The sequence below is a fragment of the Pseudomonas sp. HLT2-19-2 genome, assembly GCF_054898005.1.
This window is the reverse complement of the sequence record NZ_CM142712.1, coordinates 5,399,961-5,419,540: the sequence shown is the minus strand read 5'-3', so window position 1 is coordinate 5,419,540 and position 19,580 is coordinate 5,399,961. Positions and strand designations below refer to the sequence as shown.

Annotated in this window: 19 protein-coding genes; 10 read left to right on the top strand and 9 right to left on the bottom strand. The window is 59.6% G+C overall.

What is annotated here, in order from left to right; genetic code table 11:
* The first annotated feature begins 5 nt into the window (after window positions 1–5).
* The 8 genes from rodA to ACYZTU_RS25440 all read left to right on the top strand — a co-directional run bounded on the left by rodA (window position 6) and on the right by ACYZTU_RS25440 (window position 7,633).
* Window positions 6–1,109, top strand: a complete 1,104-nt coding sequence (gene rodA / locus ACYZTU_RS25475; protein WP_461971161.1) for a rod shape-determining protein RodA — start codon at window positions 6–8, stop codon at window positions 1,107–1,109.
* Window positions 1,110–1,126: 17 nt separating this feature from the next.
* Window positions 1,127–2,137: a lytic murein transglycosylase B gene (gene mltB, locus ACYZTU_RS25470; RefSeq protein WP_449645720.1), complete on the top strand. Its 1,011-nt coding sequence runs from the start codon at window positions 1,127–1,129 to the stop codon at window positions 2,135–2,137.
* A complete protein-coding gene (locus tag ACYZTU_RS25465) occupies window positions 2,137–3,150 on the top strand; it encodes a septal ring lytic transglycosylase RlpA family protein (protein ID WP_461966452.1) in 1,014 nt (337 codons plus the stop codon). Before mltB ends, ACYZTU_RS25465 begins: the two co-directional genes overlap by 1 nt.
* 182 nt (window positions 3,151–3,332) lie before the next feature.
* Complete coding sequence (locus ACYZTU_RS25460; RefSeq protein WP_283181799.1) at window positions 3,333–4,490, top strand: D-alanyl-D-alanine carboxypeptidase family protein; 1,158 nt, start codon at window positions 3,333–3,335, stop codon at window positions 4,488–4,490.
* 80 nt (window positions 4,491–4,570) lie between these two features.
* Window positions 4,571–4,846 carry a DUF493 domain-containing protein gene (locus tag ACYZTU_RS25455; RefSeq protein WP_461966450.1) on the top strand — a complete coding sequence of 92 codons (276 nt, stop codon included), beginning with the start codon at window positions 4,571–4,573 and terminating at the stop codon, window positions 4,844–4,846.
* Complete coding sequence (gene lipB / locus ACYZTU_RS25450; RefSeq protein ID WP_461966448.1) at window positions 4,846–5,493, top strand: lipoyl(octanoyl) transferase LipB; 648 nt, start codon at window positions 4,846–4,848, stop codon at window positions 5,491–5,493. The genes ACYZTU_RS25455 and lipB overlap by 1 nt, the downstream gene beginning before the upstream one ends.
* A 1-nt stretch (window position 5,494) precedes the next feature.
* Window positions 5,495–6,520, top strand: a complete 1,026-nt coding sequence (lipA, locus tag ACYZTU_RS25445; RefSeq protein ID WP_449645723.1) for a lipoyl synthase — start codon at window positions 5,495–5,497, stop codon at window positions 6,518–6,520.
* A gap of 162 nt (window positions 6,521–6,682) precedes the next feature.
* Entirely contained in the window at window positions 6,683–7,633 is a 951-nt protein-coding gene (locus tag ACYZTU_RS25440) for a S66 peptidase family protein (protein ID WP_461966446.1), read from the top strand.
* A gap of 120 nt (window positions 7,634–7,753) precedes the next feature.
* On the opposite strand, the gene ACYZTU_RS25435 is transcribed toward ACYZTU_RS25440, so the two are convergent.
* The 5 genes from ACYZTU_RS25435 to leuS all read right to left on the bottom strand — a co-directional run bounded on the left by ACYZTU_RS25435 (window position 7,754) and on the right by leuS (window position 13,784).
* On the bottom strand, window positions 7,754–9,076 hold the full coding sequence (locus ACYZTU_RS25435) for a lytic murein transglycosylase (RefSeq protein ID WP_461966444.1): 1,323 nt from the start codon (window positions 9,074–9,076) through the stop codon (window positions 7,754–7,756).
* A gap of 62 nt (window positions 9,077–9,138) precedes the next feature.
* The gene (gene arfA, locus ACYZTU_RS25430; RefSeq protein WP_461966442.1) at window positions 9,139–9,303 is read right to left on the bottom strand and encodes an alternative ribosome rescue factor ArfA; all 165 of its coding nucleotides are present in this window, start codon (window positions 9,301–9,303) and stop codon (window positions 9,139–9,141) included.
* A 104-nt stretch (window positions 9,304–9,407) separates the two neighbouring features.
* The gene (gene holA, locus ACYZTU_RS25425) at window positions 9,408–10,445 is read right to left on the bottom strand and encodes a DNA polymerase III subunit delta (RefSeq protein WP_461966440.1); all 1,038 of its coding nucleotides are present in this window, start codon (window positions 10,443–10,445) and stop codon (window positions 9,408–9,410) included.
* Window positions 10,446–10,484: 39 nt separating this feature from the next.
* On the bottom strand, window positions 10,485–11,090 hold the full coding sequence (locus ACYZTU_RS25420; protein ID WP_461966438.1) for an LPS-assembly lipoprotein LptE: 606 nt from the start codon (window positions 11,088–11,090) through the stop codon (window positions 10,485–10,487).
* A gap of 87 nt (window positions 11,091–11,177) precedes the next feature.
* Entirely contained in the window at window positions 11,178–13,784 is a 2,607-nt protein-coding gene (gene leuS / locus ACYZTU_RS25415; protein ID WP_461966436.1) for a leucine--tRNA ligase, read from the bottom strand.
* A 279-nt stretch (window positions 13,785–14,063) separates the two neighbouring features.
* On the opposite strand from leuS, the gene ACYZTU_RS25410 reads away from it, so the two are divergent.
* Both ACYZTU_RS25410 and ACYZTU_RS25405 read left to right on the top strand, forming a co-directional pair.
* Window positions 14,064–14,393, top strand: coding sequence for a hypothetical protein (locus ACYZTU_RS25410; RefSeq protein WP_461966434.1), 330 nt, complete (start codon window positions 14,064–14,066; stop codon window positions 14,391–14,393).
* A gap of 97 nt (window positions 14,394–14,490) precedes the next feature.
* Window positions 14,491–15,252: a YdcF family protein gene (locus ACYZTU_RS25405; protein ID WP_461966433.1), complete on the top strand. Its 762-nt coding sequence runs from the start codon at window positions 14,491–14,493 to the stop codon at window positions 15,250–15,252.
* Between the two features lie 48 nt (window positions 15,253–15,300).
* Here ACYZTU_RS25405 and lnt read toward each other — a convergent pair whose 3' ends face one another.
* The 4 genes from lnt to ACYZTU_RS25385 form a co-directional block, all read right to left on the bottom strand.
* Complete coding sequence (lnt, locus tag ACYZTU_RS25400) at window positions 15,301–16,836, bottom strand: apolipoprotein N-acyltransferase (protein WP_461966431.1); 1,536 nt, start codon at window positions 16,834–16,836, stop codon at window positions 15,301–15,303.
* Window positions 16,837–17,095: 259 nt separating this feature from the next.
* Entirely contained in the window at window positions 17,096–17,935 is an 840-nt protein-coding gene (locus tag ACYZTU_RS25395) for an HlyC/CorC family transporter (protein ID WP_461966429.1), read from the bottom strand.
* Between the two features lie 5 nt (window positions 17,936–17,940).
* Window positions 17,941–18,435, bottom strand: coding sequence for an rRNA maturation RNase YbeY (gene ybeY / locus ACYZTU_RS25390; protein ID WP_461966427.1), 495 nt, complete (start codon window positions 18,433–18,435; stop codon window positions 17,941–17,943).
* Complete coding sequence (locus ACYZTU_RS25385; protein WP_461966426.1) at window positions 18,428–19,432, bottom strand: PhoH family protein; 1,005 nt, start codon at window positions 19,430–19,432, stop codon at window positions 18,428–18,430. Before ACYZTU_RS25385 ends, ybeY begins: the two co-directional genes overlap by 8 nt.
* Window positions 19,433–19,580: the final 148 nt, after the last annotated feature.

Here is a 19,580-nt window from a genome sequence, read left to right as displayed (position 1 = left end):
ATGTGATGCGTCGCCGTGCGACGCTGTTGCAACGCATGCACATCGACGGCCCGTTGTTGATCCTTCTGCTGACCCTCGCTGCCGGCAGCCTGTTCGTGCTGTATTCGGCCAGCGGCAAGAGCTGGGATCTGCTCGCCAAGCAAGCCACTTCGTTCGGTATCGGCCTGGTGTCGATGATCGTCATTGCTCAGTTCGAGCCACGCTTCATGGCCCGTTGGGTGCCCGTCGGTTATGTGCTTGGTGTGCTGTTGCTGGTGGTGGTGGACGTCATGGGCCATAACGCCATGGGTGCCACACGCTGGATCAACATTCCCGGGGTGATCCGCTTCCAGCCCTCGGAATTCATGAAGATCCTGATGCCCGCGACCATCGCCTGGTACTTGTCCAAGCGCACCTTGCCGCCGCAGCTCAAGCATGTGGGCGTCAGTCTATTTCTGATCGGGTTGCCGTTCATCCTGATCGTGCGCCAGCCCGACCTCGGCACTTCGTTGCTGATCCTCGCCGGTGGCGCATTCGTGTTGTTCATGGGCGGCCTGCGCTGGCGCTGGATCCTCAGCGTGCTCGCCGCGGCTGTGCCGGTGGCAGTGGCCATGTGGTACTTCGTCATGCACGAGTACCAGAAGCAGCGAGTCCTGACCTTCCTCGACCCGGAGAGCGATCCGCTGGGCACCGGCTGGAACATCATTCAATCGAAAGCCGCCATCGGTTCCGGCGGCGTGTTCGGCAAGGGCTGGCTGCTCGGTACTCAGTCGCACCTGGACTTCCTGCCGGAAAGCCACACCGACTTCATTATTGCGGTCTTGGGCGAAGAATTCGGCTTGGTGGGTATCTGCGCGTTGCTACTGATTTACCTGTTGTTGATCGGTCGGGGACTGGTGATTACTGCCCAGGCCCAGACATTGTTCGGCAAATTGCTCGCGGGCAGCCTGACCATGACGTTTTTTGTTTACGTTTTCGTCAACATCGGTATGGTCAGTGGCCTGTTGCCGGTTGTGGGGGTGCCGTTGCCGTTCATTAGCTACGGAGGAACTTCGCTGGTGACGCTGCTGTCAGCGTTTGGGGTTTTGATGTCGATCCATACCCATCGTAAGTGGATCGCTCAGGTTTGAATAAGGTGAAGATTTCAATGCAAGTAATGCGTGGCTGGGCGACTCGATATGCGCCATGGGTCGGCCTGGTAAGCATCCTTGGCACGGCGCAGGATGCGTTGGCCGGCGATTACGAAGGCTCACCCCAGGTGGCCGAATTCGTCGGTGAAATGACCCGCGACTACGGTTTTGCCGGTGAACAACTGATGGGCGTGTTCCGCGAAGCAGAGCGCAAGCAGTCGATTCTGGACGCTATCTCGAAACCTGCCGAGCGGGTCAAGCAGTGGAACGAATATCGCCCGATGTTCATCACCGACGCGCGCATCGCCCGTGGTGTCGACTTCTGGCGTCAGCACGAGGCGGTATTGGCTCGTGCCGAGCAGGAATACGGCGTGCCGGCGCAGGTTATTGTTTCGATCATTGGTGTTGAGACCTTTTTCGGCCGAAATACCGGTAATTTCCGGGTGGTCGATGCCTTGTCGACCCTGGGTTTCGACTATCCTCCCCGTGCCGAATTCTTCCGCAAGGAATTGCGTGAGTTCCTGTTGCTGGCCCGGGAAGAGCAGGTCGATCCGCTGACCCTTAAAGGCTCTTACGCCGGCGCAATGGGCTTGCCGCAGTTCATGCCGAGCAGTTTTCGCGCCTATGCGGTGGACTTCGACGGTGATGGCCACATCAATATCTGGACCAACCCGGACGATGCCATTGGCAGCGTCGCCAGTTATTTCAAGCGTCACGGCTGGGTCGCTGGCGAACCGGTGGTCAGCCGCGCCGATGTTCGAGGCGATCAGGTGGACAAAGGTTTGACCACCGGCATCGAACCCACTAAAACCGTCGGGGAGTTGCGGGCGCTAGGGTGGTCAAGTCATGATGCGCTGCGCGATGATATGCCGGTCACGGCTTTCCGCCTGGAAGGTGACAATGGCCCCGAATACTGGATGGGCCTGACGAATTTTTACGCAATAACGCGTTATAACCGCAGCGTGATGTACGCCATGGCCGTGCATCAACTGTCTGAACAGCTGGTCCAAGCACGGGGCGTCAAGTAATGCGGGCATTGCCTATGAATAAACCCCTGAAGCTGATGGCATTCGCCGCGTTGGCGGTGTTGGTAGCCAGTTGCTCGACCAGCCGTGCGCCGACCCAAAAGTCTTCTCCCACCGCCGTGCGCGCAACGCCAGGCCTGGACATCAACCGCGCCCACAAGGATGGCGCGCCATGGTGGGATGTCGACGTCTCGCGCATCCCGGATGCCACGCCGACCCTGCACAGCGGTCCTTATAAAGCCAATCCGTACACCGTGCTGGGCAAGACTTACTTCCCGCAGCAGGAATCCAAGTCCTACGTCGCCTCCGGCACGGCTTCCTGGTATGGCACCAAGTTCCACGGTCAGAACACCGCCAATGGCGAGGTGTACGACCTGTACGGCATGAGTGCCGCTCACAAGACCTTGCCGCTGCCAAGTTACGTTCGGGTGACCAACCTGGACAACAACAAGAGCGTGATCTTGCGTGTCAACGACCGCGGGCCGTTCTACTCGGACCGAATCATTGACTTGTCCTACGCGGCCGCCAAGAAGCTCGGTTATGCCGAAACCGGTACCGCGCGAGTCAAGGTCGAAGGCATTGACCCGCAGCAATGGTGGGCAGCCAAAGGCCGTCCGGCGCCTTTGATGCTTAACGAGCCGCAAATCTCGCAAAATAGCGCCCCGACGATTACGGCTTCGGCCGGCACCGTCGAACAATGGACACCACCGCCGCAGCAGCACGCCGCGGCCGTTGTGCCCGTGCCGATCGATGCAAAAAAAAACGCTTCTGTACCAGCCTCTGGCCAGTATCTGCAGGTGGGCGCGTTCGCCAACCCGGACGCTGCAGAACTCCTGAGATCGAAGCTCAGTGGGATGGTGAGCGCTCCGGTGTTCATCAGCTCGATCGTGCGCAATCAACAGACGCTGCATCGGGTGCGCCTGGGGCCAATCGGTTCGCCGGGTGAAATCCAGCAAGTGCAGAACAGCGTACGAATGGCCAATCTCGGTTCGCCGAGCCTGGTCACTGCCGAGTAATACGTAGTACTTGATTGACGGTTCGCTTGCGGTCTGGGGGGCGAACCGGGTTGTTGGCTCGTTGAAAAACAAAAGCCCGGCAAGGGTTAAAGAGTGAGCAACTGAACACGCGATGACTCGTTAGAAGGTCATCTGATTAGTTTTGCCTTTAGGCAGTTTCCATTAGCGATTTCGAGAGACGGATGAACATCACCACCTTTGCCAAACGCCTGTGCCTGCTAGTCCCGCTGCTCCTCTCGCCTGCCGCTTTCGCGGTCGAGATGATGCCGTCGCCACCGCAACTGGCCGCCAAAGCCTACGTACTCATGGATGCCAGCAGCGGCAACGTGCTGGTAGAGAACAACGGTGACCAGCGTCTGCCGCCGGCCAGCCTGACCAAGCTGATGACCGCGTACATCGCGACCCTGGAAATCCGTCGTGGCCAGATCGGGGAAAACGATCCGGTGACCGTCAGCGAAAACGCCTGGCGTACCGGCGGTTCGCGGATGTTCATTAAAGTCGGCTCGCAGGTGACTGTCAGCGACCTGCTGCACGGCATCATCATTCAGTCGGGTAACGACGCCAGTGTTGCGCTCTCCGAGCACATCGCCGGCAGCGAAGACGCCTTCGCTGACATGATGAACAAAACCGTGGCCGACCTGGGCATGACCAATAGCCACTTCATGAACCCGACCGGCCTGCCGAACCCTGAGCACTACTCGTCGGCTCACGACATGGCCGTGCTGGCTCGCGCGATCATCCACGAAGACCCGGCTCACTATGCGATCTACTCGCAGAAAGAGTTCTTCTGGAACGGCATCAAGCAGCCTAACCGTAACCTGCTGCTGTGGCGCGACAAGACTGTCGACGGTCTGAAAACCGGTCACACCGACGAAGCCGGCTACTGCATGGTGTCTTCGGCCGTGCGTGACGGCATGCGCCTGATCGCCGTGGTGTTCGGCACCAACAGCGAAGTGGCTCGTGCGTCTGAAACCCAGAAGCTGCTGACTTACGGTTTCCGTTTCTTCGAAACCCAGACCTTCTATCAGAAAGGCGCCGAGCTGGCTCAGGCTCCTGTCTGGAAAGGCACCACCAATCAAGTCAAGGCAGGCCTGGCCCAAGACCTGACCATGACCCTGCCGAAAGGCCAGCTGAAAAAGCTCGCCGCCAGCATGACCATGAACCCGCAACTGATTGCGCCAATCGCCAAGGGCGACGTGATCGGTAAAGTCGAAGTGAAACTGGACGACAAGGTCGTGCACAGCGCTGATCTGATCGCTCTGGACGCGGTTGACGAGGGTGGTATCTTCCGCCGCATGTGGGATAGCATCCGTCTATTCTTCTACGGCTTGTTCAACTGAATTAGTGTGGACTTGCATGGCCCTGTTCCAATCCGGAACGGGGCCATGTCCGTTGCCACGGCTTACGAGGCCGTTACGCCATGACAGACACCGAAGTAAAGGCGCCAAAGATCGAATTCCCTGCCAATGATTACCCGATCAAAGTGATCGGCGACACCATTGTCGACATCAAGCAAAAGGTCATCGATATCGTCAAGAAACACGCGACGATCAACGATGAGAAAGTGGACGAACGCCAAAGCAGTAACGGCAAGTACACCACCATCCAGTTGCACATCATCGCCACCGGTCAAGATCAGCTGTACGACATCAACAGTGAGTTGCGGGCCACCGGTTTCGTGCACATGGTGCTGTGATGTCTGGCACGCTGGGCTTTCGTGAGCTCGGCCAGCTGGCTTACGAGCCGGTCTGGCATGCCATGCAACGCTTCACCAACGAACGCGGCAGCGATGCCGCCGACGAGATCTGGCTGGTCGAGCACCCACCGGTGTTCACTCAGGGGCAGGCCGGTAAGGCCGAGCACGTGTTGCTGCCGGGGGATATTCCGGTGGTGAAGGTGGATCGCGGTGGTCAGGTGACTTATCACGGTCCCGGTCAATTGGTGGTCTACCTGTTGCTCGACGTTCGCAAGCTGGGTTTTGGCGTGCGTGACCTGGTCAACCGCATGGAACAATGCCTGATTGAGTTGCTGGCCAGCTACGGCGTCACTGCCGTGGCCAAGCCGGATGCTCCGGGTGTCTACGTCAATGGGGCGAAAATCGCTTCTCTCGGTCTGCGGATCCGCCATGGTTGCTCCTTTCATGGCCTGGCCCTGAACGTGGACATGGACCTGGAACCGTTTCGACGGATTAATCCCTGCGGCTACGCCGGGCTGGCGATGACCCAGTTGCGCGATCACGCAGGATCGATTGAATTTGCCGAGGTAAGTGCCCGGCTGCGCGCGCAGCTCGTCAAACACCTCGACTATGCTGAGCAGACGACCCTAACGGGCGGAATCGACTGATATGACTACTGATGCAGTGCAAACCATGATCCCGACGCTCGATGTCACCGAACGTCCGGCCCCGCGTGCCAAGGTTGAAGCCGGCGTCAAGCTGCGCGGCGCCGAGAAGGTTGCACGTATCCCGGTTAAGATCATTCCGACCACCGAACTGCCGAAGAAACCTGACTGGATCCGCGTGCGCATCCCGGTTTCCCCGGAAGTCGACCGCATCAAGGCCCTGCTGCGCAAACACAAGCTGCACAGTGTGTGCGAAGAGGCGTCCTGCCCTAACCTGGGCGAATGCTTCTCCGGTGGCACCGCGACCTTCATGATCATGGGTGACATCTGCACCCGTCGCTGCCCGTTCTGCGATGTGGGTCACGGTCGTCCGAAGCCACTGGACGTTAACGAGCCGGAAAGCCTGGCCATTGCCATTGCTGACCTGAAACTCAAGTACGTGGTGATCACCTCGGTAGACCGCGACGACCTGCGTGACGGCGGTGCCCAGCACTTTGCCGACTGCATCCGCGAGATCCGCAAACTGTCGCCGAACGTACAGCTCGAAACCCTGGTCCCGGACTACCGCGGCCGTATGGACGTAGCGCTGGAAATCACCGCTGCCGAGCCGCCGGATGTGTTCAACCACAACCTGGAAACCGTGCCACGCCTGTACAAGGCTGCGCGTCCGGGTTCGGATTACCAGTGGTCGCTGACCCTGCTGCAGCGCTTTAAGCAGATGATGCCGCACATTCCGACCAAGTCCGGCCTGATGCTGGGCTTGGGCGAGACCGACGAAGAAGTCATCGAAGTCATGAAGCGCATGCGCGAACACGACATCGACATGTTGACTCTGGGCCAGTACCTGCAACCGTCCCGTAGCCACTTGCCGGTGCAGCGTTTTGTGCATCCGGACATCTTCGCTTGGTTCGCCGAGGAAGGTTACAAGATGGGCTTCAAGAACGTCGCTTCCGGCCCGCTGGTACGTTCCTCGTACCACGCCGACGAGCAGGCGAAGCTGGTTAAAGCTGAATTGATGTCGTCCTTATAACAAAGCGCCCGCAAGGCTTTTCAGCCTTGCGGGCGTTTTTGTTGGCCGTGCCTACGGCCGCTACAGTCTTTTCCTGCAACCTGCGGGGCGACTGACCCTCTTCTGTTTGTCCCCGTTCCTGACTACTGTGTGCTTGATGCTTTCACGCAGGGAGATTCATGGATGACCGTTCGACCGACCCACACGCTTTGCCCTCACACACCCGTTCCGGCCTTGCCGTCGCAAGGGCTGATTGGCGTCATCGCGCCTGCCGGTCCCGCACCGCTGGACACCGATAAAGCGATCGACTGGATGCGCGCTCACGGATATTCGCTGCGGGTTTTCCCCGGCGTGTACGAGAAAGATGACTATCTGGCCGGCAGTGATGATGTACGGCTCAATGATCTGCACGGGGCGTTCGCTGACAGTGAGGTCGACGCAATCATCTGTCTGCGCGGTGGTTACGGTACGCCGCGATTGCTTGACCGTATTGATTTCGAATTGCTGCGCAACAATGCCAAGCCGTTCATCGGCTACAGTGACGTCACCGCGCTGCACTTGGCGATCAGCCGTTATGCGGGTTTCGTGACCTTTCATGGCCCGATGCTCAACGCCGACCTGCTGGGTGACAAGCAAAAACCTACCGAGTCTTCGTTCTTCAATATGCTGAGAGGACAGGTGAAGGCCGGCAGCGTGCTGACGCACCCGGTAGCCTACCCGCTGACCACGATTGGGCCTGGCATCGCTCACGGGCGTTTGCTTGGGGGTAATTTGTCGATGATCGCTGCGACCATAGGTACGCCTTACGAAATGGATGCCGAGGGCGTCATTCTGTTCATCGAGGACATCAACGAGCCGTTGTATCGAATCGACCGGCTGCTGACCCATCTGCGCCTGGCGGGCACGTTAAACAAACTGCGCGGGGTTCTGGTGGGGGATGTGGCGGGGGTTGATACGGTTGCGTTGGAGCGCTTGCTCAAGCAGACCTTTGCGCCTTTGCGGATACCGGTATTGGCAGGGTGGCGCAGCGGGCATTGCGATCCGAACCTGACGTTGCCGATGGGCGCGCTGGTGAGGCTGGATGCGGGAAACAAGGAATTGGTGTTGGAGCAGGATGTGGTGGTTAAACGTTAGATATTGGTCTTCTGACATTCAGTCTTCGCGGGCAAGCCTTGCTCCTACAGGTTCAGTGGTGTTCACAAAATGGGTGAACGACGCCAAACTTGTAGGAGCGAGGCTTGCCCGCGAAGCTTTTTAGCGGTTACGCAAGCCTTCCAGCAACTTTTGCGTCGGATACCCATCCGCCGGCCACCCAAAGGACTGCTGGGCGCTGCGGATCGCCTTGCGGGTGTTGGCGCCGATAATGCCATCGGCGTTGCCCACGTCATAATTCTGCGCGCCCAGCAAGCTTTGCAGTTCAATCCGCTCGGTACGGCTCAGCGGCAAATCATCTTTCGGCCATGTGCCGTTGATCAGACCCGCACCATTGAAACGCTCGGACAACAGACTCACGGCCAATGCGTAGGACGACGAGTTGTTGTACTTGAGGATCGCGCGGAAGTTGTCGAGGACCAGGAACGCCGGGCCACGGTAACCGGCCGGCAGCAGCAGGGCGGCTGACAGGTGCTCGGAACCTGCTGGAACCTGACCGCCATTGGGCAGGGTGACGCCCAGTTGCAGCCATTCAGCGACGCTCTTGCGAGTCGTGCCATCGGCCAGGACGTAGTTGAAGCCACTCGCCAGTTGCACTTCGAAGCCCCACGGCTGGCCTTTCTGCCAGCCGGAGCTTTGCAGGTAGTGCGCAGTCGAGGCCAACGCGTCGGCGGGGCTGCCCCAGATGTCGCGGCGACCATCGCCATCGAAGTCCACGGCGTGGGTGTTGTAGGTGGTCGGGATGAATTGGGTCTGGCCCATGGCGCCAGCCCACGAACCGAGCATTTTCTCAGGATCGATATCGCCTTGTTGCAGGATCTGCAGGGCGGCGATCAGTTGTGCGTGGGCAAATCCGGGACGCCGGCCTTCATAGGCCAGGGTCGCCAGGGAATTGATCACCGACTTGTTGCCCTGGAACTGCCCGAAGTTACTTTCCATGCCCCACACCGAGACCAGTGCCTGACGGTCGACGCCGTAGCGCTGTTCGATGCTTTGCAGGATGTCGGCGTACTGGCCGACCAGCGCCTGACCATTGCGTACCCGCAGCGGCGAAAGGGCGCCGTCGAGGTATTCCCAGACCGGGCGGGAGAATTCGGGCTGGCTGCGGTCGGCACGGATCACGCTGGTGTCCAGGCTGACATTGGCGAAGGCGCGATCGAACAGGTCGGCGCGGATGCCGGCGGCCAGCGCATCCTTGCGGAAACCCGCCTGCCATTCGGCGAAGGTCTGGGTTGGCTGGATGTCGAGGTTTTCACCGGTCGGAACCACGGGCGGAATGACCGCAGGGGCTGTCGCGACGGGAAGGGTCTGAAGCGGCTTGGCGTCGGCTGCGGTGGGTTTTTCCGCGCAGGCAACAAGCAAAATGAGGCTGGAGGCAGCTATCAGTTGGCGCAGGGGCCAACGACGGGAAATACAAAAGGGCATGCACGGGTCCAGGGAGTACGAATCAGGTGCAGACCTTAACATGTTGAGCGAACCCTTGCCTTTCAGGCCGCCAGAAAGTAAGAAGCCTCCCAGCTATTAGACTGGAAGGCTTCGCGGTGGTAGCTGCCTTTGCCCTTACCGGCGGGTTCCTGACGGCTGCGGAACAAAGGCTGGGCGATGATGGATTTGGCCTTGTTGGGGCCATGCTTCGATGGCTTTTTGCTCATGATGATTTCTCGCAAGTGAGTGAGTTTTGCGGTGCAAATCATCGGACAGAGTGGGGCTTGTGTCTATAGGGAAAATGCAGGTGTGTTGTGTAGGACGGACGATCTTATTCGGCAGGCAACGTCAGCCGTTGGCCGGCCATCAACAACGACAACCGACTCAAACTCATCCACGGTGAGCCGGCGGCCTGGCCTTTGATCTGTGCGTCGATGCGCTGCGCTTCCAGCAATAACTGCGCCCAGCGTTGCGCCGAGTAGCGTTGCAGGGCTTTGCTCATCAGCGGTTTGCGTTTGTCCCAGACCGGCGGTCGGGCAGAGCTGAAGGCTTTATCCAGCGGCACACCCTGGCTGTATTGCAGCGACAAGTTGGCCAGAAGACGCAGCTCACGGGCCAGCGCCCAGAGAATCACGGGTGGTTCGACGCCTTCACCGCGCAACCCTTCGAGCATGCGCAGGGCATGGGCCGCTTCACCGTTGAGGATAGCGTCGGTCAGGCCGAAGACATCGAAGCGCGCACTGTCGGCCACTGCCGCTTGCACGGTTTCAACGGTGATCTGACCGCCTTCGGCCATCAGTTTGAGCTTTTCTATTTCCTGGGCGGCAGCCAGCAAATTGCCCTCGACCCGTGCGGCGATTAATTCGACGGCGTCCTGGCTGGCGGAAAGCCCGGCCTGGGACAGCCGTTGACGGATCCAGCTCGGCAACTGGTTGGCCTCTACCGGCCAGATTTGCACGAACTGGGTCTGCTGACCTTCGATCAGCGCCTTGCCCCACTTGGTTTTCTGCGCACTGCCATCAAGCTTGGGCAGGCTGATCAGCAACACCGTGTCTTCGGCCGGTCGCGAGCAGTATTCGATGAACGCGGCGGCACCTTTGTCACCAGGTTTGCCGGACGGCAGACGCAGTTCCAGCAGACGCTTTTCGGCGAACAGCGACATGCTCGCGCCGGCCTGCAGCAGCGTACCCCAATCGAAACTGGCGTCGGCGGCGAAGACCTGGCGCTCGTCGAACCCCTGTTGGCGGGCGGCGGCACGAATGGCGTCGGCGGCTTCCTGACACAACAGTGGGTCATCGCCACTGATGATGTAGACCGGCGCGAGGGCACCTTGCAGGTGTTTGGCGAGTTGGGCGGGGGCGAGTTTCATAGGAGAGGGCGAACGGGGCGCCTGAGCGCCCCGTAAGTCTTACTGCTGCGGCAGTTCGATAGGCGACTGGCGCGGGGTTGCCGCTTCAGCCTTCTGCGCCGCTTCCAGTGCATCGGCTTCAGCCTTGGCTTTGGCGTTAGCGGTCTGTTGCAGCTGATCCAACTGAACCGGGGTGAACTGTTGCAGACGCAGCATCATCCGTTGAACCAGTTCACGACGGGTTTCCTTACGGGCGTCGTTGGCTTCCTGGTCGGAACCCACCAAGTTGCTGCCATCGTGGATAAAGATTTTTTGCACTTCGAGCTTATCGCTCAGCAGCGTCAGATTGCTCTCACCACGGATGTCGTAGTTCAGCACTGTGCTCACCTGATACTCGCCAGTACGACCGGCACCGGCATAGCTCAAGATGCGCTGGCTTTCCTGCTCATCGGTCAGCACCAGCTTGTAAGGTGCGCCGCTGTAGACCTTGACGCCGCTGCTTTGCAGTACCTGACGCAGTTGCGTCACGATTTCGCCGTAGGCATTGCGGGCACTCAGGTCGAGTTCCTTGATCGCCAGTTCAGTGGTGCCGGTGCCGCGTAGCTGGAAACCGCAGGCGCTCAACAGGACCGCAAGGCCCATCACCAGCAAATTGCGTTTGATCATCTTGTTGCTCCCCTTGAAACCAGGTGGGCCGATCATGCGGCCCGAAAGGTTTTACGCGGCGCCAGGCTCACCTGGCGCCTGATCCAATTAGCTGGCGACGATATTGACCAGTTTCCCGGGCACTACGATCACTTTACGAATAGTCAGGCCGTCGACAAAGCGCAGTACGTTCTCGTTGGCCCGTGCAGCGGCTTCGACTTCTTCGCGACTGGCACTGGCTGGCATTTCAATGTGGCCGCGCAGTTTGCCATTCACTTGAATGACAAGCTGCAGACTGTCTTGCACCAGAGCGCTCTCGTCCAGTACCGGCCAACCTGCATCGATCACTGGTTCGACGTGACCCAGCTGATGCCACAGTTCATGGCTGATGTGCGGAGTGATCGGTGCCAGCAGCAGTGCTACGGTTTCCAGACCTTCGTGAATCAATGCGCGATCCTGCGCGGTGCCTTGCGGGGCTTTTTCCAGCACGTTCATCAGCGTCATCACCTGGGCAATGGCGGTGTTGAATTTGTGATGCTGGCCGACGTCCTGGCTGGCTTGCCTGATGGCCAGATGGATCGAGCGACGAATGGTTTTCTGTTCGTCGTTCAGCGAGGCGATGTCCAGTTTGCCCGGCAAGCCTTGGCCGACGTGGGCTTGCGCCAGACGCCAGACGCGCTTGAGGAAGCGGTGCGACCCTTCGACGCCGGAGTCGGACCATTCCAGGCTCATGTCAGGCGGCGAGGCGAACATCATGAACAGGCGGCAGGTGTCTGCACCGTACTGGTCGATCATCGACTGCGGGTCAACGCCGTTGTTCTTGGACTTGGCCATTTTCTCGATGCCACCGATTTCCACCGGCAGGCCGTCGGAAATCAGTTTGGCGCCAATGATCTTGGCCTTGCTGTCGCGCTCGAGTTCGACGTCCGCCGGGTTGAACCAGGTGTAACTGCCGTTGGCTTCGCGACGGTAGTAAGTCTCGGCGATCACCATGCCTTGGGTCAGCAGGTTCTTGAATGGCTCGTTGGAACTCACCAGGCCTTCGTCGCGCATCAGCTTGTGGAAGAAGCGCGCGTAGAGCAGGTGGAGAATGGCGTGTTCGATACCGCCGATGTACTGATCCACCGGCAACCAGTGGTCGGCCGCGGCTTTTTCCACCAGGCCGCCTTCATAGTGCGGCGAGGCGTAACGGGCGTAGTACCACGAGGACTCGACGAAGGTGTCCATGGTGTCGGTTTCACGCTTGGCAGGCTGACCGCATTTCGGGCAGGTGCACTCGTAGAACTCAGGCATGCGCGCCAGCGGCGAACCGGCGCCGTCCGGTACGACGTCTTCGGGCAGTATGACGGGCAGTTGATCTTCCGGGACCGGCACATCACCGCAGGTGTCGCAGTGGATGATCGGGATCGGGCAGCCCCAGTAGCGCTGGCGGCTGATGCCCCAGTCGCGCAGGCGGAACTGAGTGCGCGAGGCGCCGAGGTTCTTCTTGATCAGCGCGACTTCGATGGCGTCGAAGGCACCTTCGAAGTCGAGGCCGTCGAACTCGCTGGAATTGATCAGCGTGCCGTGCTCGCCGTAGGCGTCCTGCCATGGCGACGGGTTAGTGCCGCCGGAGCTGGTACGCACCACCGATTTGATCGGCAGGTTGTACTGGGTGGCGAACTCGAAATCACGTTCGTCGTGCGCCGGGACGGCCATTACCGCGCCATCGCCGTAGTGCATCAGCACATAGTTGGCGACCCACACCGGGAGTTTCTCACCGGTCAGCGGGTGCTCGACGAACAGCGAGGTCGGCAGGCCTTTTTTCTCTTGAGTGGCGACGTCGGCTTCGGCGACGCTGCCGCCCTTGCATTCAGCGATGAACGCTTGCAGCTCAGGGTTGTTCTGCGCGGCCAGGGTCGCCAAATGGTGCTCGGCGGCTACTGCGACGTAGGTCGCGCCCATCAGGGTGTCCGGGCGGGTCGTGAAGACTTTCAGTACGCCGGCTTCGCCGATGGAATCGACGTTGTACGGGAACTGCACTTCCATGCCACGGGACTTGCCGATCCAGTTGCGCTGCATGGTCTTGACCTGTTCAGGCCAGCCCGTCAGTTCGTCGAGGCTCGACAGCAACTCATCCGCGTAGGCGGTGATCTTGAAGTAGTACATCGGAATTTCGCGTTTTTCGATCAGCGCGCCGGAACGCCAGCCGCGCCCGTCGATCACCTGTTCGTTGGCCAGAACGGTCTGATCGACCGGGTCCCAGTTCACGGTGCCGTTTTTACGGTAGATCACACCTTTTTCGAACAGGCGAGTGAACAGCCATTGTTCCCAGCGGTAGTAATCAGGCTTGCAGGTGGTGACTTCGCGGGACCAGTCCACCGCCAGGCCCAGGCTGCGCAACTGGGTTTTCATGTAGGCGATGTTTTCGTAGGTCCACTTGGCGGGCGCTACGTTGTTCTTCATCGCGGCGTTTTCCGCCGGCATACCGAAGGCGTCCCAACCCATGGGCTGCAGGACGTTCTTGCCTTGCATGCGCTGGTAGCGGGAGATCACGTCGCCGATGGTGTAGTTGCGCACGTGCCCCATGTGTAGCTTGCCGCTGGGGTAAGGGAACATCGACAGGCAGTAGAAAGTCTCCTTGCCTGGCTGTTCACTGACTTCAAAGGACTTTTGCTCGTCCCAGAACGATTGGGCGGCGGCTTCGATTTCACGGGGCTGATATTGTTCGTGCATGGCTACTTTTGAACTGAATAAGGGTGGCCTAATCCTCTTCAATGCAACGCCGGACGGTGATCACGCCAAATCGGCGTTTCGGTGTCCAGGCGAGCTGGAAGTGGAGTTACAGGAAGCGCCGTAGCATACATGACCGCGCTCTACCGAGGGAAACCCTGATTACTGCTGCAAGCCTCCCAAAACCCGCTGCGAGGGCCGTTGGTCGCAGCGCTCAGCCGGTTTGATCATGGAAGCTAAGCTCTAATTGGGGAGTGAGTCTTATCTTCAATGAGGTGAAGGATGGTTGAGTCACGGCAAAAAGTTACAAAACCGGAGCTGTACGAAAGATTGATCGATCGTCTGGGAATGGCCCTGGACGCGGCAAAAACCGCTGACCGGTTACGCGATGAGCGTCCGCTGGAGCTGGAATTGCGAGGCTTGAGCCCCGCAGAGTTTGCACTGGTCAAGGCGTATCTCGATCGCAGTGAACGTGAGACACACGGATGCCTGTCTGAAGCAGTGAAGCAACTCGACGCACCACGTTCGGCCAAGATCATCTGGCTCAAGGACAAAACACCCGGCAGGGACGCGGTAAAGGTCAGGTCTCTGCAATCAAGTAAGGGCACTTGAAGCCATGACGTATGGTTTTTTGAAGCATAGTCCTTCCGCATTAGTTGTCGCATTGCGTCAACCCACTTAGGCTTCGGGCATCTTTTGGAGATGCTCGATGCCTTTTCGATATTTCGTTAAACAACTTCTGTTGCCTCCCGGCATTCTTTTGCTGCTGTTGGTGCTTGCCTGGTGGTTCCGCCGCTCAAGACCGCGCCTTGCCGGATTGTGCTTTGCGCTGGGCGTGGGCGGCTTCTGGCTGATGAGCCTGCCGGTGGTGGTGCAGTGGGGCGCTAAGGCGCTGGAGCGTGAAGCGCCGTTGGCTCGCGACGAATGGGCAACATTGGCGCAGCATGCCGACGCGATTGTGGTGCTGGGTGCGGGGCGTGAACGTGGCGATCTGGCCTGGGGTGACGACCAGCCGACGGGTGTGGCGCTGCAGCGCGAGCGTTATACGGCGCGGCTGGCCAAGGCATCGGGCCTGCCGGTCTTGACCAGTGGCGGCCTGCATTACGGCACGCCGCCAACTGAAGCCAGGTTGATGGCCGACTCGTTGCAAGATGATTTCGGCGTGACCGTGCGTTGGCAGGAAGGGCGCAGCCGCACCACTTGGGAGAACGCGCAGTTCAGCGCCGAGGTGCTGTTGCCGGAAGGCATCAAGCGCGTGGTCGTCGTGACTCATGCCTCGCACATGCCGAGAGCGGTCTGGAGCTTCAAAAAGGCAGGATTTGAAGTGGTGCCTGCGCCGATGGGGTTTTTAGGCGTGGACAACGCTCGGCCACTGGGCGGCTGGATGCCGGAATTCAAGGCGATCTGGCAGAGCGGGCAGTTGATGAATGAGGCGGTGGGGCAGATCGGGTATTCACTTTTCTATCGCTGATTCACTGTGGCGAGGGGCAAGCCCCTTCGCCACAAAAGCCCGCCAGTCTCAGACAGTCTTGGCCATCCGGCTCGCGATCAGCGCCCAGCCAAACAACAGCACGCAAGCAATGATCAGCGGCCACGAACGCCATTCCAGATAAGGCGTCAGGTTGTGCATGGGCACCACTTCACCGTACAGAATGCCGCGTTCGAATTGCGGGATCTGCACGGTGATCTGGCCGAACGGGTTGATCAAACCAGTTACGCCGTTGTTGGTGGCGCGGATCATCCAACGACCGGCCTCAAGCGCGCGCATCTGCGCCATCTGCAAGTGTTGCAGCGGGCCGATGGAGGTGCCGAACCAGGTGTCATTGCTGATGGTCAGCAGCAAATCGCTACGCGCCGCGAGGCTGGCGGCGAATTCCGGGTAAACCACTTCGTAGCAGATGAACGGCGCAATCTGATAGCCCTTGGCTTGCAGCATCGGCTGATCGGCAGGGCCGCGGGCAAAGTCCGACATCGGCAGGTCGAAGAAAGCGATCAGCCCCCGTAACACTTCCTGCAACGGAACGTATTCGCCAAACGGCACCAGTTTCTGCTTGAGGTAAGTGCCATCGCCTTCACCCGCCACGGTAATACCGTTGAAGAAGCGCTTCTCGTGATGGAGTTCCTGGCGGATCGGTACGCCGGTGATCAGCGCGGACTTACGCTCTGTGGCGAAGTTTCCCATCATGTTCAGGTAGCCCTCGGCGGACTCCTTGAGCACCGGGATGGCCGTTTCCGGCCAGATCAGCAGGTCGACCGGTTTCGAGCTGAAGCTCATGTCGCGGTACAACGCCAGCTGTGCGTTGAGCTGCGCCGGGTCCCACTTCATGCTCTGTTCGATGTTGCCCTGAATCGCCGCGACACTCAGCGGTGCGCCCGCCGGGCTGGTCCAGGCATGCTCCTTGAGCGCCACGCCGGCCACCCAAGGGCCGACCAGCAGCAAAACGCCTGCGGCGATGAAACCTTTGCGGCCCGTGCGGACCAGGCGCAAGGCGTTATAGATCAGCGCGGCCGTCAGGGCCAGGGTGAAGGAAATCAGCCACATTCCGCCGACTGGCGCGAGCCCGGCCAGCGGGCCATCGAGCTGGCTGTAACCGGAATAGAGCCAAGGGAACCCGGTCAGGAACCAGCCGCGAAAGGCTTCCTGACCGACCCATAACGCCGCGAACGCCAAGGCATCGGCCAACGGTGCTTCGTTACGGCGCAGCCAGCGCGTCCAGATCCACGCGGGCAGGGCGAAGAACCAGGCAATCGCCGCCGTGAAGATCATCATCAGGAAACCGGCCAGCAGCACTGAGGCGCCGCCGAAGTGGTGAATGCTGTAGTAGATCCAGCTGGTACCGGCGCCAAACAGACCGAAACCGAAGCACCAACCCCGGCCCAGAGCCTGGCGAGGGTTCAGTTCACGTAAGCCGGCATAGAAGAAGCCGACCGCCAGCAACGCCAACGGCCAGATATCGAACGGCGCCAGGGCCAGGGTGGTGATTGCACCGGCCGCCACGGCCAGCAGATTACCGGGCCAGCCGGGTCGGGTTACGCGGAGCAAGGGGTGTGTCATCAGCTATTTCCTGTATCGCGCCGGGCCTGCTGTTACGCAGGGCAAGGCGCGAGGAGCGTGGTTTGGTTTTTCAAATGAGCGACGAGTAACGCAGCCCTGCGTAACAGCAGACCCGGCCCTCCGGGTTGCGCCTGAAAGCGGGCCATGCTGCGTTGCAGTCCTTGGAAAGGGAATGCCATTCCCTGCGGACTGCGCCTTGCCTGGCCCGCTTTCAGGCGCAACGCGATGCAGGAAATAGCTGATGACACACCCCTAATCCTTAACGGGCAATTGGAGTCAGGCGCAGCAAATGGATTCGACGGCTATCCGCATTGAGGATACGGAAGCGATAAGGGCCGACTTCAGTGATTTCGTTGCGTTTTGGCAGGTGTCCGAACGCGCTCATCACCAGACCGCCGACGGTGTCGAATTCGTCGTCGGAGAATTGGCTGTCGAAGAACTCGTTGAAGTTCTCGATCGGCGTCAGGGCCTTGATCAGGAAGTCACCGCTGGGCAGCGGCTTGATGTAGCTGTCTTCTTCGACGTCATGCTCGTCTTCGATATCGCCGACGATTTGTTCCAGCACGTCTTCGATGGTCACCAGGCCTGCCACGCCGCCGTATTCGTCAATGACGATGGCCATGTGGTTGTGGTTGGCGCGGAACTCGCGCAGCAGCACATTCAGACGCTTGGATTCGGGCACGAAAGTGGCCGGGCGCAGCAGGTCCTTGATGTTGAAGCTGTCACCGTTCTCCTTGAGGATCAACGGCAGCAAGTCCTTGGCCAGCAACACGCCCATCACGTCATCGTGGCTTTCGCCGATCACCGGGTAGCGGGAGTGGGCCGAGTCGACCACGGCGGGCAAAAACTCGCGGGGTGTCTGGGTCGCCTTGATGCTGATCATCTGCGAGCGCGGGACCATGATGTCCCGTACTTGCAGGTCAGCGACCTGGATGGCGCCTTCGACGATGGCCAGCGCTTCGCTGTCCAGCAACTTGTTTTGGTGTGCGTCGCGCAGCAGCTCCAGCAGCTCCTGGCGGTTCTTCGGCTCGTGGGCAAAAGCTTGGGTGAGCTTACCCAACCATGACTTTTGCCCGTTGCTCGATCGATCTTCGCTCATAGCGATTACTCTGAATCCTTTGTTGTAACGATGGGGGATGCGTCTGTTTCGTCGTCCGCATAAGGGTCGGGATGGCCCAACTCAGCAAGCAACGTTCGTTCCAGTGCTTCCATTTCTTCGGCTTCGTCGTCATCTATGTGGTCGTAACCCAGCAGATGCAAGCAGCCGTGAATCACCAGATGCGCCCAATGGGCCTTGAGTTCCTTGCCTTGTTCGGCGGCTTCACGCTCGACCACCGCCACGCAGATCACCAGATCGCCCAGCAGCGGGATATCCAGAAATTCGTCCGGGACGTCGGCGGGGAACGAAAGAACGTTAGTGGCGTAATCCTTTTGCCGCCATGCGTCATTCAGCTGACGACCTTCTTCTTCGTCGACCAGGCGAATGGTCATTTCGGAGTCGGCTGTGCGCTGGCGCAGGGCCAACTCACACCATTGGCGGAACTCGGCTTCGCTTGGGGCAGACGCTTCGGTAGCCAGTTGCAGATCAAGCTCAAGCATCGCGGCGGCTATCCTTCGGGGCTTCATCGGCCGCGCGATTTTCGAAGCGCTCATAGGCTTCGACGATGCGTTGCACCAGTGGATGGCGCACAACGTCCTTGGGCTTGAAATGGGTGAAGCTGATGCCCGGCACGTCTTTAAGTACCTCGATTACATGGTGCAGCCCGGATTTGGTGCCTTTCGGCAGGTCGACCTGGGTGATGTCACCGGTGATGACCGCCGTGGAGCCGAAACCGATCCGGGTCAGGAACATCTTCATTTGCTCGACGGTGGTGTTCTGGCTTTCGTCGAGGATGATGAAACTGTTGTTCAAGGTGCGACCGCGCATGTAGGCCAGCGGCGCAACTTCGATCACTTGACGCTCGATCAACTTGGCGACGTGTTCGAAGCCGAGCATTTCGTAGAGGGCGTCGTAGAGCGGGCGCAGGTATGGGTCGATCTTCTGCGACAGGTCGCCGGGCAGGAAGCCGAGCTTTTCGCCCGCTTCAACCGCCGGACGCACCAGCAGGATGCGGCGAATCTGCTCGCGTTCCAGCGCGTCTACCGCGCAGGCAACGGCCAGATAGGTCTTGCCGGTACCGGCCGGGCCGATGCCGAAGTTGATGTCGTTGCCGAGGATTTCCTTCACGTAGCGCAACTGATTCAAGCCGCGAGGGCGAATCATGCCTTTTTTGGTGCGCAGGGCCACGGAGGGTTCGCTGGGGGAGACGTTGTCCATCTCTTCGACGGCCGATTCCTGCAGGAACAGGTGAACGATGTCCGGCGACAGCTCAGTCCCCTTGGTTTCCCGGTACAGGCGGCGCAGGAGGTTTTCCGCGGAGGTGGTGTGTTTGGGTTCACCGATCAGTTCGAACTGGTTTCCGCGGTTGCGGATCTCGATGGTCAGGCGCTGTTCGATCAAGCGCAGATGCTCGTCGAATTGCCCGCACAGATTGGCGAAGCGGCGAGCCTCAAAGGGCTCGAGGATAAAACGATGTGGTTCTATGGGTGCGTTCAAGGTCGTATTTAGCCGCCCTGGGGCAATTAAGATGAAATCAAGGATAACGCCAGTGGCCTGGGTGCGAAAGCTCTTAAATATCGCAAGGCCAAACACCGTCCTTGTAGGAGCGAAGCTTGCTCGCGAAGAACGATAACGCGATCCGTCA

Coding starts and splice junctions, on each gene's coding strand:
- lnt (WP_461966431.1), bottom strand. CDS start 16,836: ATGACACACCCCTTGCTCCGCGTAACCCGACCCGGCTGGCCCGGTAAT.
- rodA (WP_461971161.1), top strand. CDS start 6: ATGCGTCGCCGTGCGACGCTGTTGCAACGCATGCACATCGACGGCCCG.
- lipA (WP_449645723.1), top strand. CDS start 5,495: ATGACTACTGATGCAGTGCAAACCATGATCCCGACGCTCGATGTCACC.
- ACYZTU_RS25420 (WP_461966438.1), bottom strand. CDS start 11,090: ATGATCAAACGCAATTTGCTGGTGATGGGCCTTGCGGTCCTGTTGAGC.
- ACYZTU_RS25465 (WP_461966452.1), top strand. CDS start 2,137: ATGCGGGCATTGCCTATGAATAAACCCCTGAAGCTGATGGCATTCGCC.
- ACYZTU_RS25440 (WP_461966446.1), top strand. CDS start 6,683: ATGACCGTTCGACCGACCCACACGCTTTGCCCTCACACACCCGTTCCG.
- ACYZTU_RS25435 (WP_461966444.1), bottom strand. CDS start 9,076: ATGCCCTTTTGTATTTCCCGTCGTTGGCCCCTGCGCCAACTGATAGCT.
- ybeY (WP_461966427.1), bottom strand. CDS start 18,435: ATGCTTGAGCTTGATCTGCAACTGGCTACCGAAGCGTCTGCCCCAAGC.
- ACYZTU_RS25405 (WP_461966433.1), top strand. CDS start 14,491: ATGCCTTTTCGATATTTCGTTAAACAACTTCTGTTGCCTCCCGGCATT.
- ACYZTU_RS25460 (WP_283181799.1), top strand. CDS start 3,333: ATGAACATCACCACCTTTGCCAAACGCCTGTGCCTGCTAGTCCCGCTG.
- lipB (WP_461966448.1), top strand. CDS start 4,846: ATGTCTGGCACGCTGGGCTTTCGTGAGCTCGGCCAGCTGGCTTACGAG.
- ACYZTU_RS25395 (WP_461966429.1), bottom strand. CDS start 17,935: ATGAGCGAAGATCGATCGAGCAACGGGCAAAAGTCATGGTTGGGTAAG.
- leuS (WP_461966436.1), bottom strand. CDS start 13,784: ATGCACGAACAATATCAGCCCCGTGAAATCGAAGCCGCCGCCCAATCG.
- ACYZTU_RS25410 (WP_461966434.1), top strand. CDS start 14,064: ATGGTTGAGTCACGGCAAAAAGTTACAAAACCGGAGCTGTACGAAAGA.
- mltB (WP_449645720.1), top strand. CDS start 1,127: ATGCAAGTAATGCGTGGCTGGGCGACTCGATATGCGCCATGGGTCGGC.
- arfA (WP_461966442.1), bottom strand. CDS start 9,303: ATGAGCAAAAAGCCATCGAAGCATGGCCCCAACAAGGCCAAATCCATC.
- ACYZTU_RS25455 (WP_461966450.1), top strand. CDS start 4,571: ATGACAGACACCGAAGTAAAGGCGCCAAAGATCGAATTCCCTGCCAAT.
- holA (WP_461966440.1), bottom strand. CDS start 10,445: ATGAAACTCGCCCCCGCCCAACTCGCCAAACACCTGCAAGGTGCCCTC.